Genomic DNA, 25257 nt, shown 5'->3' on the forward strand with positions numbered 1-25257 from the left:
GATCATGGGTGATAAAATCACGACACAACATCCTGCAGTGGGCATCCAGTTTAGTGTGGGTTTATCCGCACTCGGCAATAGAGCAGAACAGATCAAACAGGCACTAACCACACCGCAAAATACTTTGAGCTTGGTTTCTGGATTTATTCCTGAAAAACAGGTCTGGGTAGGCGCTTATCAGCAACCTTTAATCGAAACTGTTCCAGATTTTTTACAGGATGTAGATTCACGCAATCTACGTTTTGCCTTGACGGCTTTAAATTCAATTGAGGCGGATGTGAAAGCATATACCGCGCAGTTTGATCGCAAACGTCTGGCGATTATTTTGGGCACATCGACCTCAGGTATTGCCGATAATGAAAAACTGCTGAAACAATATTTTGTCAATCAGGCAGATGTAGACGTTCAGCATTACAAACAGGAAATGGACAGTCTGGCCAAAGCCTTACAACTGTATTTGGGCTGGGAAGGGCCGGCTTATACTATTTCCACCGCCTGTTCTTCTAGCGCCAAAGCTATGGCAGCAGGACAGCGTTTGATTAATGCCGGTTTAGCCGATGCAGTGCTGGTCGGGGGTGTCGATACCTTGTGTCAGCTGACCTTAAATGGTTTTGATAGTCTAGAAAGCCTGTCCAGTGGTCTTTGTCAGCCCTGTGGTGCCCAGCGTGATGGCATCAATATTGGTGAAGCGGCAGGCCTGTTTTTGTTGTCCAAAGAAACTGCACCGGTAATGCTGATGTCAGCCGGTGAGTCGATGGATGCCTGGCATATTTCCGCACCGCATCCGGAAGGCAAAGGCGCTGCTGAAGCTATGCAAAAAGCTTTGAATATGGCTGGGATTACCGCAAACGATATTGGTTACCTCAATATGCACGGCACCGCGACCCCGCAAAATGATGCCATGGAAATTAAAGCGGTTCAGACGGTATTCCAGCAATATGATGTGCCAGTTAGCAGTACCAAACATAAGACCGGACATTGTCTGGGTGCAGCCGGCGCCATTGAAGCGGTGATTTGTCAGCAGGTGTTAGCTGATCAATCATGGTTGCCTTTGCATCACTCCGGCAATATCGATCCAGAGCTAGATGAAGCCAATTATGTGCTGAGTGCAGCACTGCAACAGCCCATCCAGTATGTGATGAGTAATTCATTTGCTTTTGGCGGCAGCAATATTGGTTTGATTTTTGGAACAAAACTGAAATGATGGATGCAGTACAGTTTATCCCGCATGAAAAGCCGATGGTGTTTGTAGATCATCTCATCGAAGCGAATGAACATTTTGCCATCGCAAAACTGGTGATTCGCCCTGAACTGATGTTTTGTGAAGCTGAGGGCCTACCGACCTGGACCAGTATTGAACTGATGGCGCAGACGATCAGTGCCTATGCCGGACATAAAGGAAAAGTGTCAGGCTTGCCACCGAAAATCGGTTTTTTACTGGGTACCCGCAAAATGCAGTTGCCCGTGCCTTATTTTTTTTTAGGGGAAACCGTGCGGATTAAAGCGGAACAAAGCTATTTGCATGAGGGGTTGGGGCAGTTTCAATGTGAAATTGAATACCGAGAACATCGTTTTAGTGCCATGTTGAGTGTATTTGAGCCGCCAGAAATGAAAGAAACTAGCAGGAAGTCAAAGTGAGTAGAAGAATTTTAGTAACCGGCTCAAGCCGTGGGATTGGTAAAGCGATTGCCTTGCAATTGGCGCAGTCGGGTTTTGATGTCACGGTGCATGCGCGTTCAAGACAGCAACAAGCCGAACAGGTAGTACAAGAAATTCAGGCCTTGGGACAATCCAGCAATGCGCTTTTATTTGACGTAAATGACCGTGAAAACGTCATGCAATTGCTTGAGCAGGACGTTGCAGAACATGGTGCATTTTACGGTGTAGTGTTAAACGCTGGTTTAACCCGTGATGCTGCATTTCCGGCTTTAACCGACAATGACTGGGATGAAGTGGTTTCGACTTCTTTAGGCGGTTTTTATAATGTGCTCAAACCTTTAGTGATGCCGATGATTCGCCTGAAACAGGGTGGACGCATTGTAACCATGTCTTCTGTGTCAGGTTTAATGGGCAATCGCGGTCAGGTCAATTACAGTGCAGCCAAAGCGGGTTTGATTGGCGCGACCAAAGCATTGGCACTGGAACTGGCGAAACGAAAAATTACCGTCAACTGTGTGGCACCAGGTTTAATTGAAACCGAAATGGTCACCGAAGAAGTCAAAGAACATGCTTTAAAGATGATTCCACTACAACGCATGGGACAGGTGGATGAAGTGGCGAAAGTAGTGAAATTTTTATGCAGCGATGATGCCAGTTATATCACCCGACAGGTGATTTCAGTCAATGGGGGATTGATTTGATGAAACGTGTTGTGGTCACGGGCATGGCGGGAATCACTTCTTTAGGTGAAACGGCGGATCAGATTTTTGCTCAATTTGAACAGGGTAACAGCGGTATTCGCTATATGCCGGACTGGGAAGTCTACACTGACTTGCGCAGCAAATTGGGCGGTCCGGTAGAGTCTTTTACCATTCCCAAGCATTTTAACCGTAAAGTGACACGTGGCATGGGGCGAGTGGCCTTAATGTCAACCATATGTGCGGAAAAAGCGCTGGAAGATGCAGCTTTGTTAAATGATCCAATCTTGAACAGTGGTCAAGCCGGTGTAGCATTTGGTTCATCTGCGGGCAGTGTCGACGCGATTGGCGAGTTTGGCAGCATGTTGCTTGATAACAACATGAATAAGCTCAATGCCACCACCTATATCCGCATGATGTCGCATACCAGTGCGGTCAACATGACCGTTTATTTTGGTTTGAAAGGCTTAACTCTGCCGACTTCAAGCGCCTGTACTTCAGGTTCCATGGCGATTGGCCAGGCCTATGAAGCGATTAAGTACGGCAAGCAAACCGTGATGCTGGCAGGGGGAGCAGAAGAACTGAGTGCCGCAGGTTCAGCGGTGTTTGATGTATTACTGGCCACCAGCGGTCAAAATGAACATCCGGAAAAAACCCCACGTCCATTTGATGCCCAGCGTGATGGCCTAGTGGTGGGTGAAGGTGCGGGCTGTTTAATTTTAGAAGAATATGAACATGCCAAAGCCCGTGGTACGCAAATCTATGCAGAAATTATCGGTTATGGCAGCAATACCGATGGTCAGCATGTCACACGTCCGGATTCAGACATGATGGGACGCTGTATGCAAATGGCATTAGCTGATGCGCAAATTCAGGCAGACCAAATTGACTATGTCAATGCGCACGGTACATCCACCGATCAGGGCGATATTGCAGAAACTCAGGCCACTGCAAGAATTTTAGGTAACAAACCGATCAGCTCTTTAAAAAGCTATTTTGGGCATACTCTGGGAGCATGTGGCGCGATAGAAGCTTGGCTGAGTATTGAGATGATGCAACGTAGTCAATTTATTGCGACATTAAATTTAGAACAAATAGATCAAGCCTGTGGCGATCTGGATTACATCGTGAATGATTCTAGAAATATGCATGCTGATATTATTATGAGCAATAACTTTGCTTTTGGAGGAATTAATACCTCCCTTATTTTTAAACGGGTTTAACAACAACAAGAGGGTAAAAATCATGTTAATAAAAAAATTAACACTTATAGCAGCTTTGTGTTTCGGTGGGCTTGTTTCAGCTCAGGCTGCTGATACTGCGCATAATCTGGATTTCAAAAGTGCAGTTGAGCGTGCTGTTGCAGATGGAACTTTGGATGGTTCCGTGAAGTTTTATCTGGCAGGAACCAAGTCTGGCGGTAAAGTGATACAAAAAGATGCGGTGACCAACAAAAAAACCAATGGTTTCGCCAAATCTGCAGAAACAGCTTGTGATCATGTTTTACGTTCTGCATTGATTCAATTACAAAATACGGCAAAAGCGCAAGGGGCAAATGCAGTCACCAATATTGTCAGCTATTTCAAATCGAATGAAAGCAAAAGCACAACCACCTATCAGTGCTTTAAAGGGATGGCCGTTGCCAGCGTTGCTTTAAAAGGTAATCTGGTTAAGTTCTAAATCTAAGCCAAAGCATACAACCAAGATGAATTTATTTTCGAGACAATTTTGGTTGAATATAAAAAAGCCCATCTCAAGATGGGCTTTTTATGTCAATTTAAAGCTGATTTGGCTTCAAAGAAAAAACTATCTAGGAATTTCTTCTTCTTCTTCAAATTCAGGCTTAATCTGAACAATGAAGTCCTGACGGTTCAGACCACGCCAAAGAGCGAATGCTGTACCAATGTAAATTGAAGAATAGGTACCGACAAATACCCCAATAAACATCGCGACAGAGAACCAGTGTAAACCATCCCCACCCAGGAACATCATTGCAAGAACCACCAGCAATAAAGTCGCAGAGGTATGAATGGTACGACGTAAGGTTTCAGTCAAAGAAATATCAACAATTTCACGCGGGCTTGTGCCACGGATCTTGCGGAAATTTTCACGAATACGATCCGATACCACAATGTTATCGTTTAACGAGAACCCTAAAAGTGCCAGAATGGCAGCCAGTACGGTCAAGTCAAACGGCCACTGCATCAGGGCAAAAATACCCACTGTTACAATGACGTCATGGAATAACGAAAGCACTGCACCTAAAGCCAGCTTGAATTCGAAACGAATGGTGACGTAAACCAGCATTAATAACATTGCCAATCCAACTGCACCTGCAGATCGAATATATAGCTCATTTCCGACTTGGCCACCGACAGAGTCCACTTTATGTACTTCAGCCGCATTGTTCGGTAATTGCGCGGCTTTGGTAATTGCGTTACTCAAGTCTTCTACTTCAAGGTCTTGAGGAGGCATACGCACCAAAAGGTCCTTATTGCTGCCGAGAGTTTGCACCACCGCATCTTTAAAACCGGCCTGATCTAAAGCTTTAACCACTTCAGCCTGGTTGGCAGGCTGGGCATAGTTTAATTCTGCAGAAACACCGCCGGTAAAGTCTAAACCGAGGTTTAAACCTTTGGTCACAATAAAGAACAGGCTTGCAATCGTCAGGATGATGGAAAAAATTGCCGCTGGTTTGGCAATTTTCATAAACGGAATTATCCGTTCATCATCAGGACGACCGTATTTTTTTGAATCAGGTTGAGTCATATCAGTCATCATAGATCTCCTTAAATGCTCAACTTCTTCAAGTTACGTTTTTTACCATAAATGAGCTGTACGATTGCACGGGTTACTGTAATTGCAGTAAACATCGAGCAAATAATACCGATCATTAATGTCACAGCAAAGCCCTTAATCGGGCCAGTACCGATGGCAAAAAGAATAAACGCAACCAGGAATGTGGTTAAGTTGGAGTCAAAAATGGTGTTATAGGCTCGATCATAACCCGCGACAATCGCCTGTTTGGGCGAGGCTCCCCATTTCATCTCTTCCCTTATTCGCTCACAGATCAGTACGTTGGCATCGACTGCCATACCAATAGTGATCACGATACCGGCAATACCCGGAAGGGTCAGCGAAGCACCAATCCATGACATGACAGTCAGGATCATCGCTAAGTTGGCAAGCAGGGCAAAGTTGGCGATCACACCGAACAGGCGGAAGAACACCACCATCCAGATTGCTACCAGAATGAAACCGATTTGGGTCGATAACACACCTTTGTCAATATTTTCCTGACCCAGGCTCGGACCGACGACACGTTCTTCCACAAAGTACATTGGCGCGGCCAAAGCACCTGCACGAAGCATCAGCGCAAGTTCAGCTGCTTCTTGTGGCGAATCCAGACCGGTAATACGGAATTGTGAACCTAATACAGCTTGAATAGTGGCCGCATTAATCACGACAGATTCTGCATAAGAGGTACGCACTTCAGTTTGTGCACCGGTTACAGGATCGGGTACATAGCTGATTTTTTGCTTGTTCTCAATGAACAATACCGCCATGCGTTTACCAACCGCATTACGTGTTGCGTCTGACATCAGTTTGCCGCCAGCGCTGTCTAAAGTAATATTTACTTCAGCACCACCAGTGTCTTGACTAAAGCCACTCGATGCATTTTGGACACGTTCACCAGTCAGAATACGGTTACGGTTGAGCAGTAATTCGCGCCCACTATCCAGTGATTCATAAGCAAAGGTTTCTGTACCTGGAGGTAATGCCTGACCATTCGATTTACCAGTATACGGATCGATATATTGGTCATTCAAATCAGAAACCAGACGGAATTCCAGATTCGCTGTACGACCCAGGACTCGTTTTGCTTCAGCAGTGTCCTGAACACCCGGAAGTTCAACCACAATACGGTTGCTACCCTGGGTTTGAACCAATGCTTCCGCTACACCTAACTCGTTAATACGGTTACGCAAGGTGGTTAAGTTTTGATTTACCGCATACGACTGAATTTCTTGCTTGCGTACATCGGTATAGTTCAGGCGTAAAGTTGAACCCGAGGTTGATGCAATCGCTTGCTGAGTAAATTCATTGCCATTACGACGCAAGAAGTCCATCACCGCATCACGATCACTGTTATTGGCAAACTGCACAGTAATCGTGTTGTTATTCAAAGCCAGGCTATTGAATTTCAGTTTGTTGTCACGCAGTTGACGACGTAAATCAGTTGCAGATGTTTCCATACGCTGACTGATGGCTTTATCCATATCCACTTCTAATAAGAAGTGCACACCACCACGTAAATCCAGACCCAACTTCATTGGTTTAGCACCAATTTTTTGCAGCCATTCAGGAGTGGTTGGAGCCAGGTTTAATGCAACAACATAATTGTCACCCAGTCCACGACGCAATACTTCTTTGGCTTTTAATTGGGCTTCTGAAGAATCGAGACGCAAAAGGGCAGCATTATTGCTAAAGCTATTGTCATGGCTTGGAATTTTTTCACTTTCTAATAATTGCTCTGCTTTTTGTACGATGCTTTGGTCAATTTGGGTACCGGCTTTGGCACCCGAAATTTGAACAGCAGGTTCATCGGGATACAAACTAGGCAGGGCATATAATGTACTGATCATCAAAACTACGACGATCAGCAGATATTTCCATGCTGGGTAACGCATTTGTTTTCTTCTTAAAATGAAAAAGTCGTGCTAGGGCACGACTATTTTTGATTAGAGATTATTTAATGTGCCTTCAGGAAGAACTGAAATCACACTTGCACGCTGAATTTTTACTTCTACGCCACGACTTAATTCAACCACTGCAAAATCGCCTTCAAGTTTAGTGATTTTGCCCATTAAACCACCGGCAAAAACCACTTCACTACCTACACCCAGGCTTTCAACTAGCGTACGGTGTTCTTTAGCACGTTTCGCTTGAGGGCGCCAAATAAGGAAATAGAAAATTGCGACAAATACTGCAATCATTAAAAGGTTAGTGACCAAACTTGGCTGGGTTGCAGCTTCACCCGCTGCGTGAGCAGTAGAAATAAAAAGGCTCATTTCATTTTCCTAAAATAAAAAACTGTATATCAACAATATGATGATAAATAAAATAACTTGTTCAGCAATTTACCCTGTCTTTTTCTTCAGCGCAAATACTGAAAGATTAATCTTCAGGGCAAGGAGGAACTTCTAAACCGCGACAGGCATAAAATTCTTGGACATATTCATCAAAAGTACCATTATCCAACGCATCACGAATGTCTTGTGTAAATCTTTGGTAATAACGTAGGTTATGAATTGTACCGAGCATAGAACCGAGCATTTCACCGCATTTTTCCAAATGGAATAAGTACGAGCGAGTAAAATTCTGACAAGTGTAACAATCGCATTGTGGATCAAGCGGACTTTGGTCATGACGATATTTGGCATTACGGATACGCACCAGACCGTTCGTCACAAAATAATGACCGTTACGTGCATTACGGGTTGGCATCACGCAGTCAAACATGTCGACACCGCGGCGGATTGCTTCCACGATATCTTCCGGTTTACCCACGCCCATTAAGTAACGCGGTTTGTCTTCCGGCATTTTAGCAGGAAGATAATCCAGTACCTTGATCATTTCCTCTTTCGGTTCACCAACAGAAAGACCACCAATGGCAAAACCGTCAAAATCAATTTCTTTTAACCCATTGAGTGACTCATTACGAAGGTCTTCGTACATGCCACCCTGAATAATACCGAACAGGGCATTTTTATTTTTAAGCACATCATGATGTTGCGTTTTACAGCGTTTTGCCCAGCGTAATGACAGCTGCAATGATTTTTGCGCTTCTTCATGTGTTGCTGGATAAGGCGTACATTCATCAAAAATCATCACGATATCTGAATTCAAGGTATGTTGAATATCCATTGAAATTTCAGGTGATAAGAAGACTTTAGAGCCATCAATTGGCGAACGGAAAGTCACACCATCTTCTTTGATCTTACGCATTGCGCCCAAACTGAACACCTGGAAGCCGCCTGAATCGGTTAAAATCGGTTTATTCCATTTCATGAACCCGTGTAAGCCACCATGTTCACGAATTACGTCTAAACCTGGACGCAAGTAAAGATGGAAGGTATTACCCAAAATAATTTGAGCTTTGATATCTTCAATATCGCGCGGGAGCATGCCTTTTACTGTACCGTAAGTACCGACAGGCATAAACACAGGCGTTTCAATCACGCCGTGTTCAAGCGTTAACCGACCACGACGGGCACGACCCGACTGACCTAGTTTTTCAAACTTCATACAATATCCTGAACAAGAGCAAAGCACTGCGTGCAGTGCAAGAGCGAATAAACAGTTCGCCGCTAAAAGTTGGCTATTTTCCTAGATTACGCACATAAACGCCAGTGTTGTCGAATTTTAACTTAATACTTTCCTTATAAAGCAATATTGGAAGAGTAAGGCTGATCTAGCAAAGTTTAGGTGGGCTGGCTGTTAGAACTGTTCAATGTGTTCTAATCTTTCATTTTTTTAAGCCATAGCTATTATTTACTCTACAATCCCTTGCCGCAATCGTGTGAACCAGTTTCTGAATATAAAAATTATGATCAATGGGAAGCTGGTTCTAAAGTGAGCAAATAGGCTGGTATCCAAGCTAGATGAGTGGACAAAAATCTCCTTGGTCTGTGTAAAGGTGCTTATCACCCCATCTAAATTATTTTGGGTATTGCCGAACTCTCGCTCGCAGTATTGGGTTGTTAAAGAAATGGGTTTTTAAAATAATCCGCCAAGATTATTTTAAATGTTGCACAGCTATTTTACTTGGATACATGAGAACGAGAGCGCCATTTTTTCACTTTTCATTTTTCCTGTTCTGACAGATAGTGAGTCGGGTTTTCATGCTCTGCGCATCAACCCCCTGTAGTTGATACGGCTAAATCATCCCTCCGTAAATCGTCATTGAAGTATAGAGTTGGTTTTCATTCTACTGATCGTATAAGGGTAAAGCGCTTCAATCAATGCATATTTGAGAAGGGCATAAGTTCGAATAGGATTATTATTTTTTATGTGAAGCTCGTATTTTTTAATTCATGTTTTTTTAGTTATAGTTTGGGACTTCTTGTCGTTATTGATAAATGCTGAATACAAGAAGTCCCGAGCTATTAAAAATTAGGTCGATAGTCAAAATTTTGGGTGACCGCTTGATCTCGAAAGGGACGAATGGCTTTTTTACCCATGGTCATGGTATTGACGATGTTATTGGGAAAAATCTGAATATAGTTGTTAAACAGCTCTACATTACGGTTAAAAATGGTAATCGCTGCACCGACATTTTCATTTTGCTCTTCAATTTCATTCATCATTTTTAGATAAATTTCATTGGCTTTCAGTTCGGGATAGTTTTCAACCACTACATTTAGACTGCGCATCAATTCTTTATTTAAGCTTTCGATGCGTTGTAATTGCGAGACATCAGTATTGTTTACATTCAAATTTAAAATATTCTGACGCAGTTCAGTCACTTTTTCTAAAGTGCCTTTTTCAAAACTTGAATATTGCTCGACTAAGGGTTGTAAACCATCAAGAATTTTAATTTTCTGACGTTCATAGCTGGCCACATCTGACCAGGCACGGATAGAAGCATTGTGATGACGCACAATATTATTGCGAATCATGATACATGCAACAACCACGGCAATGATCAATAGCAAAAAAATTAACAACCCCATGCATATGTCCCCAAAATATTCATTATTGCTATTTTAAAAAGTGCGTTAAATCACGCTGTAAGCTTTCTAAATAAGGTAATTTAAAAGTACGTAAGTGTCCACGTAATACGGAAATATCTTGAATATTTTTAGCTTGGCTCGATATTTTAAATAAATCGGCAGAACCTAAAAAACATAAAGTATGACTGGTCGGATGAAACATTAAATCGCCCTGGCGCTGGGCAAAAAAATCAGCCAGTTTCAATACAAATGCCGGCGAAAGTAATTTTGCAGTTTGCATTTCATTACTGCCAAAAATATTTAATTTTTGATTGGTCTGAATATCACTGGTATGCCAGGGAAAGCTATAAGGATAATAAAAATTCTTACGTGCCGTGGTAATTGCAAGTCCCTGGATTTCTACATCAAAAACGAACACCCCCCATAAATCCTTGTGTACTTCTTTGACTTTGACATCACTGCCATCTTTATCACGAACGCGAACTTCATTAACATAATGGTATTGAAAGACCATGACCTGATGCTGTTTACCTTCTTCATCTGACCATACCGTACTGGCGTAATAGGGAATATCGTTAGAGAGGGTGCCCTGATTAAACACCGGAAACAGCTGTTTTAAATGCGCAATGAATAATACCGGTTGCAGCGGCACAGAAATATGTTGCGGTTGTTGCCGGAAGGCGAGCTGGTATTTTTTAGCAATGGTCTGTTGCTCTAAATATTCAATGACATCCTCAATGGGCTTTTTATCTTCGTAGCTGATATAAGCCCAGAACATCATAAATAGACCGCTCACCAGACAAAGCTGTAGCCAGATATTGGTGGGGCCTATAAAGATCAGCAGCATAAAAAAAAGTCCTAGTGCAGCTAAAAGCAGCGGTAGGATATTTTCAAATTTGAGCACAATCGGCGCATTCCACGGATGCAAACGATCTAAGATATCTTGCTGGGTTTGAGCCTGACGACCAATCTCCCAAAGCCGCGCGATATTCTGAAAAACCCGTTCATTTTTTTTACGTCGAATATGAATCGAATGTTGAACAGTATCGAGCGGCATGGTGTGCTTCTTTTATCGGTAAATATTAAGGCGTAATTTTATCAATCAGCATGGCATCGCCATAACTAAAGAAGCGGTATTTTTCTTCTACAGCATGCTGATAGGCATTTAAAATATTATCACGATTGGATAATGCTGAAACGAGCATTAATAAGGTAGATTCAGGTAAATGGAAGTTGGTAATTAAACGATCCACCACTTTAAAGTCATAGCCTGGATAGATGAAAATTTGTGTATCACCTGTCCATGCATTTAATGTGCCGCCATGCGCTTGAGCCGCACTTTCAACGGCACGGGTTGCTGTGGTTCCGACCGAAATGACTTTATTGCCCCGGGCTTTGGCTTGACGAATCAGTTCAACCGTATGTTCTGGAACATCACACCATTCGCTATGCATAATGTGGTTTTGAATATCATCTGTACGTACCGGCAAGAATGTACCTGCACCCACATGCAATGTCACAAAAGCTTTTTGAATACCTTTGGCTTCAAGTTTTTCCAATAAGTCTTGGTCGAAGTGCAGGCTGGCTGTTGGTGCTGCGACACTTGCCAGTTTAGTCGGGTCATTAAATACCGTTTGATAACGTTCGGTATCAATCGCTTCGGCTTCACGATTAAAATAAGGCGGAATCGGCAAAGCACCGTATTGATCCAGGACATCTAAAATCGGTTGTGAAAACTCGACAATAAACAAGTTCTCGTGGCGACCTTGCACTGTTACTTTTACCGCATCTTCACCGATAAAAAGTTCAGCACCGGCTTTAGGCGAGTTGCTGGCTTTAATGTGGCAGTGTGCAATAAATTTGTCCTGCATTCGTTCCACCAGAACTTCAACCGCCCCCCCAGAAGCACGTTTACCTTTTAAACGTGCTTTCATCACTTTGGTGTCATTTAAAATCAGTAAGTCATCAGAATCGAGTAAATCCAGAATGTCGGTAAAATGACAATCGTGATATTGCCCTTGATGATCTAAGTGCAAAAGACGTGAAGCACTACGCATCTCTAAAGGGTAGCGGGCAATGAGTTCGTCAGGGAGATCAAAGTTAAAGTCAGAAAGTTGCATCTTCAATGTATAAAAATAAGAAAAACGTCCGCATTATAGTCCTGAAAAGAGCAAACGAGATGATATCTGATGCTTTTTAAAACAAAGTTTTTATTTTTGCTATAAAAGTGATCAATTGAATGAATTAGATAATTGACAATTCAGAGTTTAATAGTAATATAGCCACCACAAGCTAATGCGCTTGTAGCCCCTTTCCCGAGGTGGTGAAATTGGTAGACGCGGCGGACTCAAAATCCGCTGTCAGAGATGACGTGTCGGTTCGAGTCCGACCCTCGGGACCAAATTCAAAAGACCCTAAGCCCGTACTAAAAGCTTGGGGTTTTTTATTTTCTAAAGAAAATTTTTGCTTACATTTTGAGTATTAAGTTAGAAGACTAGGGGCGATAAATACAGCAAATCTGCCTTAGATTGTCACATTTATTCTCTTTATGTCTTTTTTCATTGTACTCATTGTAGAAATTTGTTAAAAACGTTAAGGGTAATAATCTTTTTTACAATAACAATAGTGATTGGATGAATCAGATATGAAAATGCAGTTGCTTGAAATAGGCTCAGAAACTGAGCAGCTTAGTGCATGTAAGCTTTCACTATTGTTAGGTGTCTTTACATCAACCAATCAGGTTGAGCGTTTTTTAAGGTTTTCACGCAAGATGCTGGGTGCACAGCAGGCTGTGCTGGCTTTCCATAATGAGCCTTATATTTGGTATTCCTCAAACCATGGTTTCAAGGCATTCTGCTCACCGGGTGAAACCTGTTTAAGTCCTTATTTTGAAGGGCGGACTTTTATTGATCATCAGCATGCTCAATATCCGAATCTGGTACAGCATGTGAGTCATTTTGGGGTAGAGGCTAAGCGTTATCTGGCTTTTGATCTGCGTATGAGTGATGGTGTTTCAATCGGTCAGGTGCTGTTTTTTGATTTACATCAAGAATGTTTTAATCAGGAAGATATTGTCGCTGTTCAGGATTTCACCAATAGCCTAATCCATCTCGTTGAGCTGAAAGCAGACCATACTGAACTCAAAGAAATGTATGAGCAGCAGGTTGCACTCAACTACAGTAAAACCAAATTTTTCCAGATTATTGCACATGACTTGAGAGCACCCTTTCACGGTTTACTCGGGTTTTCGGAAGTCTTGGCGCAAGAGCGTGAAACACTTGATGAATCGAGTGTGCAAAGTATTTCTGAATATTTGTACGACACGGCGCAATCGACCTATAACCTGCTAGAAAGCCTGCTCAATTGGGCAATGGCGGAAGGGGGGCGTTTTATTTACCATCCAATTAACTTTGAACTGAAACAGTCGACCAAGATTGTCTGCGATGTATTAAATAGTCTGGCAGTGAAGAAAAATATTCAGTTGATTGACCAGATTGAAGAAGATCTTAAAGTCTATGCTGACATCAATATGATCACTTCAGTGATCCAGAATCTGGTCTCTAATGCCTTAAAGTTCACCCCGACAGACGGCACGGGGCGAGTCATTATCAGCGCAAACCAGTCTGAGGCAGGCGTGCATATTTCTGTTCGCGACACGGGCTTGGGTATGAGTCAAGCACAAATAGACCAGCTGTTTCAGCAGTCAGTGACTGCCAGTATTAAAGGTACTGCCGGAGAGAAAGGTACTGGACTGGGCTTGGTCTTGTGCAAACGGTTCATTGATCTGAACCATGGTAAAATTTTTGTAGACTCTAGAGAAGGCGAAGGCACGATTTTTAATGTCACCTTGCCAGTAGCCACCAGTACCCATCAGGCTCTGGTTCAAGAACCGGTGCATATTGAGAAAGTAAAAGTATAGAAAAATAAATTTTCTTTTCCTCTATTTCCCTTCAGCTGATATAACTAGAAAAAAACTCGGCTGAAGGTTTGAAAATGAATGCGGAACAATTGCACAAAACATTACGTGCGAGCCAATACGCAGAACAAGTATTGGGAAATCATGCAGTATTAATTGAACAAGATTATGCAATTGACCAATTTCTCGTTCCTTTAAGCGCCACGCAAATCCAGGACTGTGTTGATAGCACTTTAGACAATATCACCGATGAAACCACATGGATGCGTGCTCTTCGTGTGCTGCGCGCACGTTTGATGTTTCGCTGGATTTGGCAGGATGCCAATCAACTCACCGATGTTGTTGCTTTAACCCGTGAGCTTTCAGACTTTGCCGATGCATCCATTCGTGCAGCCAAAGATTTCGCACGGGTTCCTGTTGTTGCAAAGCACGGCGAACCGATCAGTTATAACGGTACAGTGCAAGATTTAATTGTAGTCGCCATGGGGAAGCTCGGCGCTCAAGAACTGAATCTTTCAAGTGACATAGATCTTATTTTTGCCTTTGATGAGCAAGGTGAAACCAATGGTCGTAAATGCATTGATGTACAGCAGTTCTGTATTTTGTGGGGACAGAAACTGATTTATCTGCTGGATCATATGACTGCAGATGGTTTCGTATTCCGTGTAGATATGCGTTTGCGTCCATGGGGGGATGGTTCAGCTCTTGCCATTAGTCATGTTGCATTGGAAAAATACTTAAGTCAGCACGGACGTGAATGGGAGCGCTATGCCTGGATTAAGGCGCGTATTGTGACTGGTGGAAAAGAAGGGGATGAACTGCTGGACATGACCCGACCATTCGTGTTTCGAAAGTATGTCGATTACACTGCTTTTGAAGCCATGCGTGAAATGAAGGCAATGATTGAACGCGAAGTACTGCGCCGTAATATTGAAGATGATATTAAACTTGGTGCGGGCGGTATCCGTGAAGTCGAATTTATTGTGCAGGTTTTTCAGCTGATTTACGGTGGCTCTAAACTTGAATTGCAAGATCGCCAATGTTTAGTCAGCCTGCATCATTTGGGTGAGGTGGGATTGCTTGAAATGCAGGCCGTGGCTGAACTGGAGGATGCTTATTTATTCTTGCGCCGTGTTGAACATGCCATCCAGGCCTTGAATGACCAACAAACGCAGTCCTTGCCAAGTGAGCCGGATTTACGTCAGCGTATGATTGAAACTTTAGGTTTTGCTGATTGGGATGTTTTCATTGAATATCTAAATCAAAAACGTGCCAAAGTTATTTTTCAGTTTGAACATCTGATTAAAGAAAAAGAACCCGATCCTTTGGTTGAAAGTTTTAGCTTGCTGGAAAAGCGGCTGAATGAGGTGTTGGATGACAATGCAAAAAATCTTATCCATGAATTTTGGTATGGACATGCGCTAAAAAAATTGCCAGCAAAGGCAGTACAGCGTTTAAAAACCTTTTGGCCACATTTAATTGAAGCAATTTTGCAATCAGATAAGCCGCAAGTCGCACTCTTGCGTTTAATGCCGTTGGTCGAATCGGTTATGCGTCGTACCGTATATCTGGTGATGCTGATTGAAAGTAAAGGTGCATTGCAGCGTCTGGTTAAAATGTCTACCGTGAGTCCATGGATTTGTGAGGAACTTACCCACTATCCAGTTTTACTCGATGAATTCTTGTCGATGGATTTTGAATTGCCTAAACGTCAAGATTTGGAAGATTCCCTCCGTCAGCAACTACTACGCATTGAAATTGACCAAGTAGAAGATCAGATGCGGGTGCTGCGATTATTTAAAAAATCCAATGTGCTGGCTGTTGCCGCCAGTGATGTTCTGGCTGAAAGTCCATTAATGAAAGTATCCGATGCACTCACCGATATTGCAGAAGTCTCGGTCAATGCAACCTTACATTTGGCATATCAAATGACTGCGAAAAAACATGGCTATCCGCTGGATGCAGAAGGACAGCGTTGTTCGCTCGATCATATGGCATTTGTGGTTGCCGGTTATGGCAAAGTGGGTGGAATTGAACTGGGTTATGGTTCGGATTTAGATCTGGTGTTTATTCACTATATGAGTGAGCAGGGCGATACCGATGGAACCAAGCAAATTAGCGGTTTTGAATTTGCCATGCGTGTCGCACAAAAATTTATGTCATTGATGACCACGCAAACTCTGGATGGACGGGTCTATGAAATTGATACCCGTTTGCGGCCATCTGGTGAAGCAGGTTTATTGGTGACCAGCTTAAAAGCCTTTGAGCAATATCAATTGAAAAGTGCATGGTTGTGGGAACATCAGGCTTTGGTGCGCGCACGTTCCATTGCGGGTGAAAAAAGTTTACGTGAAATATTTGAAGCATTACGTTGCCGTATCCTGACTCAACCGCGAGACGAAACCAAAGTTCGTGAAGAAGTTTTGAAGATGCGTCAGAAAATGAAAGACCATTTGGGCTCATCTAAAGAACAGCAAAAAGATGGAATTTTTCATTTAAAACAGGACTCAGGTGGTATCGTTGATATCGAATTTATGGCACAGTATGCGGTGTTAGCCTGGAGTGGGTCGAATCCCGATCTCGCCCATTACTCCGACAATGTACGAATCCTTGAAGATGCCGCAAAAGCAGGTTGCTTATCCAGCGACGACGCGACAGCATTGATTCAAGCTTATCTCAGTGAACGAGCCGAGAGCCACCGTTTAGCCCTTGCGAATCAATCCATGCAAGTGAATGCTGCGGACTGGCACGATACCCGCGTGATCGTTTGCAAGTTATGGCAAAGATTAATTGATCCAACTGCAAATATTTGCATTGGATAAAGATGACTGTGTATAAAAATTTGGAGAGTGCGCCATGAACTTGGCTGATCGTGATGGTTTTATTTGGCAAGATGGACAAATGGTTGATTGGCGTGAGGCAAAAATCCACGTCTTAACACATACCTTACATTACAGTATGGGTGTGTTTGAAGGTGTCCGTGCTTATGAGACCCCTAACGGAACTGCAATTTTCCGTCTTCAGGATCATACAAAACGTTTGCTCAACTCTGCAAAAATTTATCAAATGAAAGTTCCATTTGATCAAAAAACTTTAGAGCAAGCTCAAATTGATGTCGTACGTGAAAATAAATTAGCATCTTGCTATTTGCGTCCAATTATCTTTATCGGTTCTGAAAAACTGGGTATCGCTGCAACAGACAATACTATTCATGCCACTGTTGCTGCATGGAGCTGGGGTGCTTACCTGGGTGATGAAGCGATGGCGAAAGGTATTCGGGTGAAGACTTCATCCTTTACCCATCACCATCCTAACGTGACCATGTGTAAGGCAAAAGCATCGGGCAACTATACTTTGTCGATTCTTGCACACCAGGAAGTGGCACATTCGGGTTATGACGAAGCTATGTTGATGGACCCACAAGGCTATGTATGTCAGGGTTCAGGTGAAAACGTATTCCTGGTTAAAGATGGCGTACTTCATACCCCAGATATTGCTGGCGGTGCATTGGACGGTATTACGCGTCAAACCATTATTACTATTGCCAAAGACTTGGGCTATGAAGTGGTTGAACGTCGTATTACCCGTGATGAGTTCTACATTGGTGATGAAGCATTCTTTACCGGTACTGCGGCTGAAGTAACCCCAATTCGTGAATATGATGATCGCGAAATTGGTTGTGGTTCACGTGGTCCAATCACCACACAAATTCAAAAAGCATTCTTTGATGCAGTTCAGGGTAAAGACCCTAAATACGCACATTGGTTGACTTACGTAAAATAAGTCGATCAGGTAAGATCAAAAGGCGAAAACTCGGTTTTCGCCTTTTTTATTGATTAAGATTTGAGTTTATTTTTTAAGGACACCTTTTATGCATATTGTCTATGTCAGTGATGGCAAAGCAGGACATCGCTCACAAGCAGTCGGCTTATATAAAGCCATGCAAAGGCAAAGTGCAGATGAAGTTACCTTTGAAGAAATATTAATAGATCAGTTGCCAATTTTTAGCTTAGTGTCTGCGATGTTTAAAAAGAGCATAGTCACCCTAAAGCAACCGCCCGATTATATTTTTGGCGTAGGCAGTCATACGCAATTACGGGTTTTGCTGCTGGGGAAAGTATTTCCTCAAGCGAAAACTGTCATTTTGATGAAACCAAATTTTCCAGTGAATTGGTTTGATTATGCCATTATTCCTGAGCATGATGGTGTTGATGCATCGGAACATGTAATTACCACGCAGGGTGCCCTAAATCCAATTGTGAATGAACAGCGACATCAGCCAAACAGATTTTTAATTGCACTCGGTGGCTCATCCAAACGCCATCACTGGAATGAAGAAAAAGTTTTAGATGCAATTCAACAAATCGTTAATCTGCATCCTCAAGCTGAGATTATTCTGACCACTTCACGACGTACACCGGAAGAGTTTTTGGCTCATTTAAATGAAAAATCATTTAAAAGTCAGCTGAAAATATTTCCAGTTGAAAAGACGCCACAAGGCTGGATTTTTGAAGAAATGCAAAAGGCCAAAGCGGTTTGGGTGACTGAAGATAGTGTTTCCATGATTTTTGAGGCACTGACAGCAGGATGTCAGGTGGGTATCATTGAAATAGACCGGTTGAAATCTGATAGAATTACCCAACTGTTAGATCAGCTTTTAACCCAGGCGTTACTGGGTGAGAATAAAGTTAAATTGTTAAATCTACAATTGGATGAAGCGACTCAAGTCGCTCATATTTTATTGAAAACATAGAGATGTTTTTTACATGAAAATTTTACATATTGCGAATTTTGGTTTTAATAAGCAAGGCGCACATTTTTATTGCACAGATCGTAAAATTTCTGCAGGTCTGATTGAAAATGGTCACTTTGTTTATGACTTTAGTTTTCGTGATATGGCCCGAATGGGTACAGTATTTAAAACTAAAAAACTGGGTGCAAGTTGGGCCAATAAAGAAATTTTAAAAATTGTAGATAATATTGAGCCAGATTTAGTTTTAATTGGTCATAGTGATTTGATGAGTCCTGATGTGCTCAAAGAAATCAAACAGCGTTATCCGCAAACTAAAATTGCCTTTTGGTATGTTGATCCATTGTATTTAGAACATAAACTCGGGTTTGTACGTGAATTTTCACCTTATTTAGATGCAATTTTTTGTACCACCGGTGGTGAATATCTTGAAAAACTCAAACAACCGCATTTAAAAGTGGCTTATATGCCGAATGTGGGACATCGTAATGTTGAACAATTAAAACAGTTTGAATCAAACAATATTGATAAAGAATTTATTTTCTGTGGTGTGGTTTATAAAGAACCTGAACGTGAAAAATTCCTAAAAGATTTAGCTGAGACTCTAAAAAACAATCATGTGCAATATCAATATTATGGTTGTTTTGAACAGCCAGGCGTTTATGGTAAAGGTTATTACAAGGTGCTATCCCAATCCCGTATGGGCTTAAACTATTCACGTAAAAACGATGTAACTTTATATAGTTCAGACCGAATTGTGCAGCTTACAGGAAATGGACTGTTGACTTTTAGTCCACGTATTCCGGGTTTCGATAAACTCTATACCGAACAAGAAGTAGTTTATTTTGATGATCAGTTCGACTTAGCTGAAAAAATTCAGTTTTATGCTACCCATCCAGAAGAGGCGAAGCGTATTGCTGAAGCAGGTTGGAATAAAACACGTGCAAGTTTTAATGGCAAACGGATTACACAGTTCATGGTTGAGGTGACTTTTGATCAACCTTTGTCTGAAGCCTATGAATGGGCAAATGAGGTTTATGCATGATGTGGCTGCTTTATATGGTGATTGGCATAATGGCTCTGGCTGCGATGCTCTATCTCTTAGGTAACTATACTTTCTGGTTACCTTTTCGTGGTGCGAAGTTACCTAGAATTGTGATGCTGCATCAAGTTACACCCCATGAAGCCGCCTCGGGGATGAATATGCCCCCACAAAAGTTTGAACAGTTACTGCAATATCTGGCTAAAAAAGAAACTCGTTTTTGTTTCGTCTCTGAACTCGATCAGTATCGGGGGCAAAAAAATGTTGTAGCGTTATCTTTTGATGATGGATTTTTAGATAACTATCAATACGCCTATCCATTAATAAAAAAGTATAAGGCTAAAGCCACGATATATCTTGCGACACAAATTGAAGGAATTGATAAATTAAATACTCAGCAGATTCATGAAATGTCTGATTCTGGTGTAATTGAATTTGGCGCGCATACGCAACATCATGTGAATTTACTTAAACTCGATGATGAAGAAGCCTATCAAGAAATACAAAACTCTAAACTTGATGTTGAGGCATTAGTCGGACGTTGTCCAAGTTTTGCTTACCCTTTTGGGCGTTTTAATGAAAAACATCAGCAAATGGCAAAAGAACTTGGCTTTAAAAATGCAGTATCCACACGTAAGAAAGTGGAAGCCTACACCGAATTAAATCAATTTAATATTCCCCGAGTCAGTACGCATGGGGCAATGAATGCTTTACAAATGCGTATTGCCTTAGCCAAAGGACGTTATAAATTATGAGTATTCCATGTAGTGTTTATATCGTCACTTTGAACTGTGGTGCATGGTTGGAAGATACCTTGAACAGTGTCGCTGATTTTTCGGAAGTGATTATTTTAGATTCGGGCAGTACCGATCGTACTTATGAAATTGCGCAAAGCTTTCCCAATACACGAATTTCTCATCAGGACTGGCTGGGTTATGCAGCACAAAAAAGTCTTGCTTTAGCCCAGTGTCAAAACGACTGGGTGCTCAATTTAGATGGCGACGAAGTGCTATCTGATGAATTAAAACAAGAAATAGCCAAAACTATTCAAGCCAATCAAATTGATGCTTTAATTACCCCAATTAATGATGTTTTTTTAGGGGTGCCCAACAGTAAACATACTAAAAAACATGCCAAAGTCCGTTTTTTCCGTAAAAATAAAGGCCAATATGACCTTGAAAATAAAGTCCATGAAAATGTGATTGTTGACGGTGAAAGTATCCGTGCCGAAGGTGATATTTACCATTATGGTGAGTCGAGTATTTTTGTCAAAGTCGAAAAAAATAATCAATATTCAAACTTGAAGGCAGCTGAAAAATTTCAAAAAGGTAAAAAACCAAGCATATTGAAATTAACTTTGGTAATGCCTGTCACCTTTTTAAAGTCGTATTTTATTCGCCGTAGTTGTTTAAATGGTTGGCGCGGTTTTGTAAACAGTATGATCAATTCTTTTTATGCTTTTCTAAAAGAAGCCAAGCTTTTCGAGCAGCATTTGCAGGCAAAAAAGAACAAGCGGGATGATGCATGAAGATTGTTCAAGTCCTTGCGACCAGTGGCGGTATTGGCGGTTTAGAGCAGCATACCTTTAATTTGGCCAATCAGCTGGCCTTGTCTAACGATGTGCACGTGATTGCACATCCCTGCTATGCCGAAAAGTTTAATGAAAATGTTCAATTTCATGCGGTCGATTTTTCTAGAAGCCGCTGGAATATTGGGTTGCTTTGGCAGCTAAAGACCCTGATCGCTCAAATCCAGCCCCAGATTGTACATGCCCAAGCAGGTAAAGCATCTGAACTGATTGCCAGGATTCGTCCATTTTTAGCAGACATTAAAATTGTGACGACGGTACATGGAACCAAAAAGAATAAGTCTGCTTATTTAGTTGGAAATGCGGTGATCGCTGTCAGCAAAGCACTGACCCTCGGTATTCCAGAAGCGAAAGCACATATTGTTTATAATGGGGTTTATCCGCAAACAGCATTGGCTGTAGAGGCAAAGCAGCGCTTAAAACACAGCATTGACCAACAATTTCCACGTTTGGATTCAAGCAAGAAAATAGTGATGTGCATTGGTCGCTTAGAACCGGTGAAGAATATTGCTTTACTGATCCTGGCAATGCGGGGGATTGATGCAAACTTGTGGATTATCGGCGATGGTTCGTTGCGACAATCTCTAGAAGCACAAGTCAAACAACAAAATATGCAAGACCAGGTGGCATTTCTAGGTTTCAGAACGGATGCTCGTGATTTAGTCCAGCTTGCAGATGTTGTTACTTTATCTTCAGATCGTGAAGGTTTTCCTCTGGTGATGGTTGAAGCTTTGCAGGCAGATAAAGTCATGGCATCCACCAAAGTGAATGGCGTAATTGAATGGTTGCCAGAAGCCTATCTTGCAGAAATTGGTGATATTGCAGCATTGCGGCAAGCACTCAAAAATGGATTGGAAAGTGCAGCATTTGCTGATTTTGAAGAGCTATTTACGCGTGCTAAAAATGAGTTGACTGTGGATGCTATGGCGCAGCAAACGCTGCAAATATATGAGCGTTTGCTAAATAAATAATTAATTATGCTTTGGGTGATAGTCGAATAGCGTCAAGAACCACAAAGTCATGTTCAGCATTAATGGTATGACAGCCATCATCCTGATTATTCCAATGGGGTAAAATCACTTCTAAAAATTGTTCCTGATATTCTGTTGGGCTTAATTGGATAATTTCTTTAAGCTCAATATTGCCGCCATAGCGTTTCAACGAGTCCTGGCTTGGGCGAACCAGTTTACCGTTATAGATGAATGGCTTGCCAGCCATGCGGAATTGTTGATGTCCTTTACATACTGGGTTTTGAGGATGTTCTTTCCACTTAGGTTGTAAAATATCTTCGGTATAAAATAAATCTAGGCGATCACCAAATTTTTTACAGTTACGACGGGTGGAGGTAAATAAATACCACATGCTTTCATGGTAAAAAGGCGTTGTATCAACAGCTTCAATGTCTTCTAAAAGGTTGGAAAGTTTTTCCCATTTCAAAGGGAACTCAGTGCATTTCCATAGTTCAACAGTTTTATTGGCGCTGGTTTCAGGAATCATGTACCAGTCATTCTCTATTTTAAATACACAGGGATAAGACAGATGGTAATCCAGTTTTAAAATCGTCTGTGGTTCTGTATAGGTGCCATCTTTAAATATTTCTAAAACAGATAAAAAACCAACCGGATGTTGGTCATCGACTTCTTCAAAAAAAATAAAGTAACGTCCATTGTCTTCTACATAAAAACAATCGGCAAAAGTAAACTTTTTAGGAGAATGGATTTCAAATAGGTCTTTTAATTGGTCTTGGTTATTCAATGGTTTATTGAGCCAACCAAAACGAATATACCAATGTGAGTCAAACTTTTTGGCCTGTTGATTTTGTTGGTATTTGTACCATTTTTTGAGAACTGTACGAGATAAAGACATGATGGCTTGCTCAAATCAAAGGTTTAAATATAGGGACTTATAATTCTTCAAAAGCCTTTGCCATTTCTGTAATATTCAGGCGTTGTATGTCTTGCTCTTGAATCGCATAAGGCTGAGTGACCACTTGGCGAAGCCTTTTAGATAAGGCTTCAATATCGTTTAAAGGGACCAAACCTTGAGAAAGCTCTCCAGACGAGAGTTGGTATGCCACGCCTTCACAGCAATTAAAAGCAACCACAGGAACATGCAAAATAATGGCTTCTGCAACAATAAGAGGGGAGCCTTCAGTACGCGAAGGTAAGATCAAGCAATAACTTTGTTGAATAAAATGGTTGGGTTGGTCTTGCCAGCCAAAGAAATCAATACGCTCAGTCAGCCCAAATTGTTCTGTAAGAGTCACTAGTTCATCTAACAACGGGCCGTCACCGACAATTGCCATACGCCCCGTTAAACCACTTTTAGCAAAAGCTTTAATCGCTATATCAGGTTGTTTTTCTTCAGATAAACGACCTACAAAAATGGTATCCCATTTTTTATTAATATTAATTTCTTCATTTACCAAGTTGCTTTTGAGCCGTTTAAAATCAATCCCGTTATGGATGACTTTTACTGTTATATCTTTAACATGTTTATGAAGAAGTGTCGCAATATCTTGGTTAACAACAATCAGTTGTTTGCCTTTAAAAAGATAGTTACAGGCTTTTTTACATTGCATAAACTTTTTAACGGCTTCTAGGTATTTAAAGAAACCTAAATTTTGTTTTAGCACCAAACCTAATGAGTCGCCATGTACCCAAAACCAGATATTGCCCGTCAGAATCGATGATAACCAAAAAGCATGTGAATGACCCGCAATAATAGTATCTGGTGCTAAGTCATTAATGATTTGCGTCAGTTCAGCTTGTTGCTCTAAAGGAACACTTTTTAACTTATTTTTTTTGATACTGCCTTGCATGAAAGCCGGTGCTATATCGAATTTGATTAGATTCAAGTCTTCAGGATAGGCTGTGCGTATATTATTTGAATCTAATAACAATACAGTCACATCATGACCTTTTTCTTTAAGCGCAACAGCAGTATCAATACATATTTGTTCTGCACCGCCACCATATAAATGATCTTGAATAAAAAGGTATTTTTTCATTTTAATGATCACTCTTATTATTTTCTGGTGTATTTAAGCTGTTTTTATGTGCTGCGATAAAAGCAGAAAGACGAATAATTTTTTTAAATAAAAATAAAGAAATAATACGAGAAACGAGGTCATTACGAATCTTTCGATAATTTTTCTTAAAACGATTTGGCTTTTTCATAAAAATTTTACGGTCACCAGCAATATTACTTTGCATTTCATCATCATGTTCAAAACAATAGTAATAAGGGATGGTGGTTGATGACTTAAGTAAATAGGTCCAATCATCCAAGTAGGTTAATTTCTTAATTTGTTTTTCGATAAAAAACTGTGCTTTTTCTGGGGTGAGGGAATAGGCATATGCCCCAGTGTAAAGATCTTTCGGTCCAGTCAGATTGAAATATAGATTATCTTCACTGTTAAAACCGCGAATACGCCGACGAGAAGGTTCTGTATTGCCACTTAGAAAGGCAAAATCAGGATTGAGGGTGATTAAGGAAGTTAGCTTTTCTGTAATATGATTAAGATTGACGATGACATCATCTTCTAAAATGATAACGCGGTCATATTCGACATAATCACCTTGTGCTAAACGTTGCCATAACGTCATGTGACTTAAAAAGCAGCCGAATTCGCTAGGTCCTAATGCATGTTCACATTGTCCTGAAATTTTTCTTCTGAGATCTAAAAAAACGATGTATTCAGGCGGAAGTTCTTTTCCATACACTCCTTCAAAAAACTGAAAATCAATTTGAATATCGGATACAGCTTGTTTGAGGGCTTGTATTTGATGAGATATGTTGTCTTGTCTTGCTTTGCTATCTTTTAAAGATATGCATAAGATTAAGATTTTCTTCATGTAGATATTCA

The 25257-nt window shown here is 41.3% G+C and carries 23 protein-coding genes and 1 tRNA gene; 14 read left to right on the forward strand and 10 right to left on the reverse strand.

Annotation, left to right across the window (positions count from 1 at the left end):
- Positions 1-4 precede the first annotated feature (4 nt).
- Genes AC3CAU_RS05760 through AC3CAU_RS05780 form a run of 5 tightly spaced genes read left to right on the forward strand, consistent with a single transcriptional unit; the run spans position 5 to position 4037 of the window.
- Positions 5-1204 (forward strand): beta-ketoacyl-[acyl-carrier-protein] synthase family protein, encoded by a 1200-nt coding sequence (locus AC3CAU_RS05760; protein WP_447053632.1) that lies wholly within the window; start codon positions 5-7, stop codon positions 1202-1204.
- The gene (locus tag AC3CAU_RS05765) at positions 1201-1638 is read left to right on the forward strand and encodes a hotdog family protein (protein WP_131216706.1); all 438 of its coding nucleotides are present in this window, start codon (positions 1201-1203) and stop codon (positions 1636-1638) included. Before AC3CAU_RS05760 ends, AC3CAU_RS05765 begins: the two co-directional genes overlap by 4 nt.
- The gene (locus tag AC3CAU_RS05770; protein WP_131216704.1) at positions 1635-2360 is read left to right on the forward strand and encodes a 3-ketoacyl-ACP reductase FabG2; all 726 of its coding nucleotides are present in this window, start codon (positions 1635-1637) and stop codon (positions 2358-2360) included. Before AC3CAU_RS05765 ends, AC3CAU_RS05770 begins: the two co-directional genes overlap by 4 nt.
- The gene (locus AC3CAU_RS05775) at positions 2360-3580 is read left to right on the forward strand and encodes a beta-ketoacyl-ACP synthase (RefSeq protein WP_131216703.1); all 1221 of its coding nucleotides are present in this window, start codon (positions 2360-2362) and stop codon (positions 3578-3580) included. Before AC3CAU_RS05770 ends, AC3CAU_RS05775 begins: the two co-directional genes overlap by 1 nt.
- 22 nt (positions 3581-3602) lie before the next feature.
- A complete protein-coding gene (locus AC3CAU_RS05780) occupies positions 3603-4037 on the forward strand; it encodes an excinuclease (protein WP_131216701.1) in 435 nt (144 codons plus the stop codon).
- A gap of 126 nt (positions 4038-4163) precedes the next feature.
- Here AC3CAU_RS05780 and secF read toward each other — a convergent pair whose 3' ends face one another.
- The 7 genes from secF to queA form a co-directional block, all read right to left on the reverse strand.
- The gene (gene secF / locus AC3CAU_RS05785) at positions 4164-5138 is read right to left on the reverse strand and encodes a protein translocase subunit SecF (RefSeq protein WP_447053631.1); all 975 of its coding nucleotides are present in this window, start codon (positions 5136-5138) and stop codon (positions 4164-4166) included.
- A gap of 8 nt (positions 5139-5146) precedes the next feature.
- Entirely contained in the window at positions 5147-7048 is a 1902-nt protein-coding gene (gene secD / locus AC3CAU_RS05790; protein ID WP_447053630.1) for a protein translocase subunit SecD, read from the reverse strand.
- Positions 7049-7099: 51 nt separating this feature from the next.
- Positions 7100-7429 carry a preprotein translocase subunit YajC gene (yajC, locus tag AC3CAU_RS05795; RefSeq protein WP_067870533.1) on the reverse strand — a complete coding sequence of 110 codons (330 nt, stop codon included), beginning with the start codon at positions 7427-7429 and terminating at the stop codon, positions 7100-7102.
- Between the two features lie 106 nt (positions 7430-7535).
- Positions 7536-8666: a tRNA guanosine(34) transglycosylase Tgt gene (gene tgt, locus AC3CAU_RS05800; protein WP_447053629.1), complete on the reverse strand. Its 1131-nt coding sequence runs from the start codon at positions 8664-8666 to the stop codon at positions 7536-7538.
- An 860-nt stretch (positions 8667-9526) separates the two neighbouring features.
- Positions 9527-10093, reverse strand: coding sequence for a LemA family protein (locus AC3CAU_RS05805; RefSeq protein ID WP_447053628.1), 567 nt, complete (start codon positions 10091-10093; stop codon positions 9527-9529).
- Positions 10094-10121: 28 nt separating this feature from the next.
- Positions 10122-11150: a hypothetical protein gene (locus tag AC3CAU_RS05810; protein ID WP_131216691.1), complete on the reverse strand. Its 1029-nt coding sequence runs from the start codon at positions 11148-11150 to the stop codon at positions 10122-10124.
- A 25-nt stretch (positions 11151-11175) separates the two neighbouring features.
- Positions 11176-12213, reverse strand: a complete 1038-nt coding sequence (gene queA, locus AC3CAU_RS05815) for a tRNA preQ1(34) S-adenosylmethionine ribosyltransferase-isomerase QueA (protein WP_131216689.1) — start codon at positions 12211-12213, stop codon at positions 11176-11178.
- A 194-nt stretch (positions 12214-12407) separates the two neighbouring features.
- On the opposite strand from queA, the gene AC3CAU_RS05820 reads away from it, so the two are divergent.
- The 9 genes from AC3CAU_RS05820 (at position 12408) to AC3CAU_RS05860 (ending at position 22360) form a co-directional block, all read left to right on the forward strand.
- Positions 12408-12494 (forward strand) — tRNA-Leu (locus AC3CAU_RS05820).
- Positions 12495-12737: 243 nt separating this feature from the next.
- Positions 12738-14012 (forward strand): sensor histidine kinase, encoded by a 1275-nt coding sequence (locus tag AC3CAU_RS05825; protein WP_447053627.1) that lies wholly within the window; start codon positions 12738-12740, stop codon positions 14010-14012.
- A 74-nt stretch (positions 14013-14086) separates the two neighbouring features.
- Positions 14087-16831 carry a bifunctional [glutamate--ammonia ligase]-adenylyl-L-tyrosine phosphorylase/[glutamate--ammonia-ligase] adenylyltransferase gene (gene glnE / locus AC3CAU_RS05830; RefSeq protein WP_447053626.1) on the forward strand — a complete coding sequence of 915 codons (2745 nt, stop codon included), beginning with the start codon at positions 14087-14089 and terminating at the stop codon, positions 16829-16831.
- 34 nt (positions 16832-16865) lie between these two features.
- Positions 16866-17792, forward strand: coding sequence for a branched-chain amino acid transaminase (locus AC3CAU_RS05835; RefSeq protein WP_131216683.1), 927 nt, complete (start codon positions 16866-16868; stop codon positions 17790-17792).
- A gap of 88 nt (positions 17793-17880) precedes the next feature.
- Positions 17881-18762: an ELM1/GtrOC1 family putative glycosyltransferase gene (locus tag AC3CAU_RS05840; RefSeq protein ID WP_447053625.1), complete on the forward strand. Its 882-nt coding sequence runs from the start codon at positions 17881-17883 to the stop codon at positions 18760-18762.
- A gap of 13 nt (positions 18763-18775) precedes the next feature.
- The gene (locus AC3CAU_RS05845; RefSeq protein ID WP_447053624.1) at positions 18776-19804 is read left to right on the forward strand and encodes a glycosyltransferase family protein; all 1029 of its coding nucleotides are present in this window, start codon (positions 18776-18778) and stop codon (positions 19802-19804) included.
- On the forward strand, positions 19801-20556 hold the full coding sequence (locus AC3CAU_RS05850; protein ID WP_447053623.1) for a polysaccharide deacetylase family protein: 756 nt from the start codon (positions 19801-19803) through the stop codon (positions 20554-20556). Before AC3CAU_RS05845 ends, AC3CAU_RS05850 begins: the two co-directional genes overlap by 4 nt.
- The gene (locus AC3CAU_RS05855; protein ID WP_131216677.1) at positions 20550-21329 is read left to right on the forward strand and encodes a glycosyltransferase family 2 protein; all 780 of its coding nucleotides are present in this window, start codon (positions 20550-20552) and stop codon (positions 21327-21329) included. Before AC3CAU_RS05850 ends, AC3CAU_RS05855 begins: the two co-directional genes overlap by 7 nt.
- The gene (locus AC3CAU_RS05860) at positions 21326-22360 is read left to right on the forward strand and encodes a glycosyltransferase (protein WP_447053622.1); all 1035 of its coding nucleotides are present in this window, start codon (positions 21326-21328) and stop codon (positions 22358-22360) included. Before AC3CAU_RS05855 ends, AC3CAU_RS05860 begins: the two co-directional genes overlap by 4 nt.
- Before the next feature lie 4 nt (positions 22361-22364).
- On the opposite strand, the gene AC3CAU_RS05865 is transcribed toward AC3CAU_RS05860, so the two are convergent.
- The 3 genes from AC3CAU_RS05865 to AC3CAU_RS05875 are packed head-to-tail and all read right to left on the reverse strand — an operon-like array spanning position 22365 to position 25246.
- A complete protein-coding gene (locus AC3CAU_RS05865; RefSeq protein WP_131216674.1) occupies positions 22365-23255 on the reverse strand; it encodes a glucosamine inositolphosphorylceramide transferase family protein in 891 nt (296 codons plus the stop codon).
- A 37-nt stretch (positions 23256-23292) separates the two neighbouring features.
- The gene (locus AC3CAU_RS05870) at positions 23293-24399 is read right to left on the reverse strand and encodes a glycosyltransferase (RefSeq protein ID WP_131216672.1); all 1107 of its coding nucleotides are present in this window, start codon (positions 24397-24399) and stop codon (positions 23293-23295) included.
- A 1-nt stretch (position 24400) separates the two neighbouring features.
- Positions 24401-25246 carry a glycosyltransferase family 25 protein gene (locus AC3CAU_RS05875; protein ID WP_131216670.1) on the reverse strand — a complete coding sequence of 282 codons (846 nt, stop codon included), beginning with the start codon at positions 25244-25246 and terminating at the stop codon, positions 24401-24403.
- Between the last annotated feature and the right edge of the window lie 11 nt (positions 25247-25257).

This window comes from Acinetobacter sp. GG23, from assembly GCF_057766365.1.

Excerpts from the sequence above, each read along its gene's own strand:
- AC3CAU_RS05780 (WP_131216701.1), top strand. The coding sequence starts at position 3,603 with ATGTTAATAAAAAAATTAACACTTATAGCAGCTTTGTGTTTCGGTGGG.
- AC3CAU_RS05810 (WP_131216691.1), bottom strand. The coding sequence starts at position 11,150 with ATGCCGCTCGATACTGTTCAACATTCGATTCATATTCGACGTAAAAAA.
- AC3CAU_RS05840 (WP_447053625.1), top strand. The coding sequence starts at position 17,881 with ATGCATATTGTCTATGTCAGTGATGGCAAAGCAGGACATCGCTCACAA.
- yajC (WP_067870533.1), bottom strand. The coding sequence starts at position 7,429 with ATGAGCCTTTTTATTTCTACTGCTCACGCAGCGGGTGAAGCTGCAACC.
- AC3CAU_RS05825 (WP_447053627.1), top strand. The coding sequence starts at position 12,738 with ATGAAAATGCAGTTGCTTGAAATAGGCTCAGAAACTGAGCAGCTTAGT.
- AC3CAU_RS05835 (WP_131216683.1), top strand. The coding sequence starts at position 16,866 with ATGAACTTGGCTGATCGTGATGGTTTTATTTGGCAAGATGGACAAATG.
- AC3CAU_RS05860 (WP_447053622.1), top strand. The coding sequence starts at position 21,326 with ATGAAGATTGTTCAAGTCCTTGCGACCAGTGGCGGTATTGGCGGTTTA.
- AC3CAU_RS05875 (WP_131216670.1), bottom strand. The coding sequence starts at position 25,246 with ATGAAGAAAATCTTAATCTTATGCATATCTTTAAAAGATAGCAAAGCA.
- AC3CAU_RS05760 (WP_447053632.1), top strand. The coding sequence starts at position 5 with ATGGGTGATAAAATCACGACACAACATCCTGCAGTGGGCATCCAGTTT.
- queA (WP_131216689.1), bottom strand. The coding sequence starts at position 12,213 with ATGCAACTTTCTGACTTTAACTTTGATCTCCCTGACGAACTCATTGCC.
- tgt (WP_447053629.1), bottom strand. The coding sequence starts at position 8,666 with ATGAAGTTTGAAAAACTAGGTCAGTCGGGTCGTGCCCGTCGTGGTCGG.
- AC3CAU_RS05805 (WP_447053628.1), bottom strand. The coding sequence starts at position 10,093 with ATGGGGTTGTTAATTTTTTTGCTATTGATCATTGCCGTGGTTGTTGCA.
- AC3CAU_RS05865 (WP_131216674.1), bottom strand. The coding sequence starts at position 23,255 with ATGTCTTTATCTCGTACAGTTCTCAAAAAATGGTACAAATACCAACAA.
- AC3CAU_RS05765 (WP_131216706.1), top strand. The coding sequence starts at position 1,201 with ATGATGGATGCAGTACAGTTTATCCCGCATGAAAAGCCGATGGTGTTT.
- secF (WP_447053631.1), bottom strand. The coding sequence starts at position 5,138 with ATGATGACTGATATGACTCAACCTGATTCAAAAAAATACGGTCGTCCT.
- AC3CAU_RS05870 (WP_131216672.1), bottom strand. The coding sequence starts at position 24,399 with ATGAAAAAATACCTTTTTATTCAAGATCATTTATATGGTGGCGGTGCA.
- secD (WP_447053630.1), bottom strand. The coding sequence starts at position 7,048 with ATGCGTTACCCAGCATGGAAATATCTGCTGATCGTCGTAGTTTTGATG.
- AC3CAU_RS05775 (WP_131216703.1), top strand. The coding sequence starts at position 2,360 with ATGAAACGTGTTGTGGTCACGGGCATGGCGGGAATCACTTCTTTAGGT.
- AC3CAU_RS05850 (WP_447053623.1), top strand. The coding sequence starts at position 19,801 with ATGATGTGGCTGCTTTATATGGTGATTGGCATAATGGCTCTGGCTGCG.
- glnE (WP_447053626.1), top strand. The coding sequence starts at position 14,087 with ATGAATGCGGAACAATTGCACAAAACATTACGTGCGAGCCAATACGCA.
- AC3CAU_RS05845 (WP_447053624.1), top strand. The coding sequence starts at position 18,776 with ATGAAAATTTTACATATTGCGAATTTTGGTTTTAATAAGCAAGGCGCA.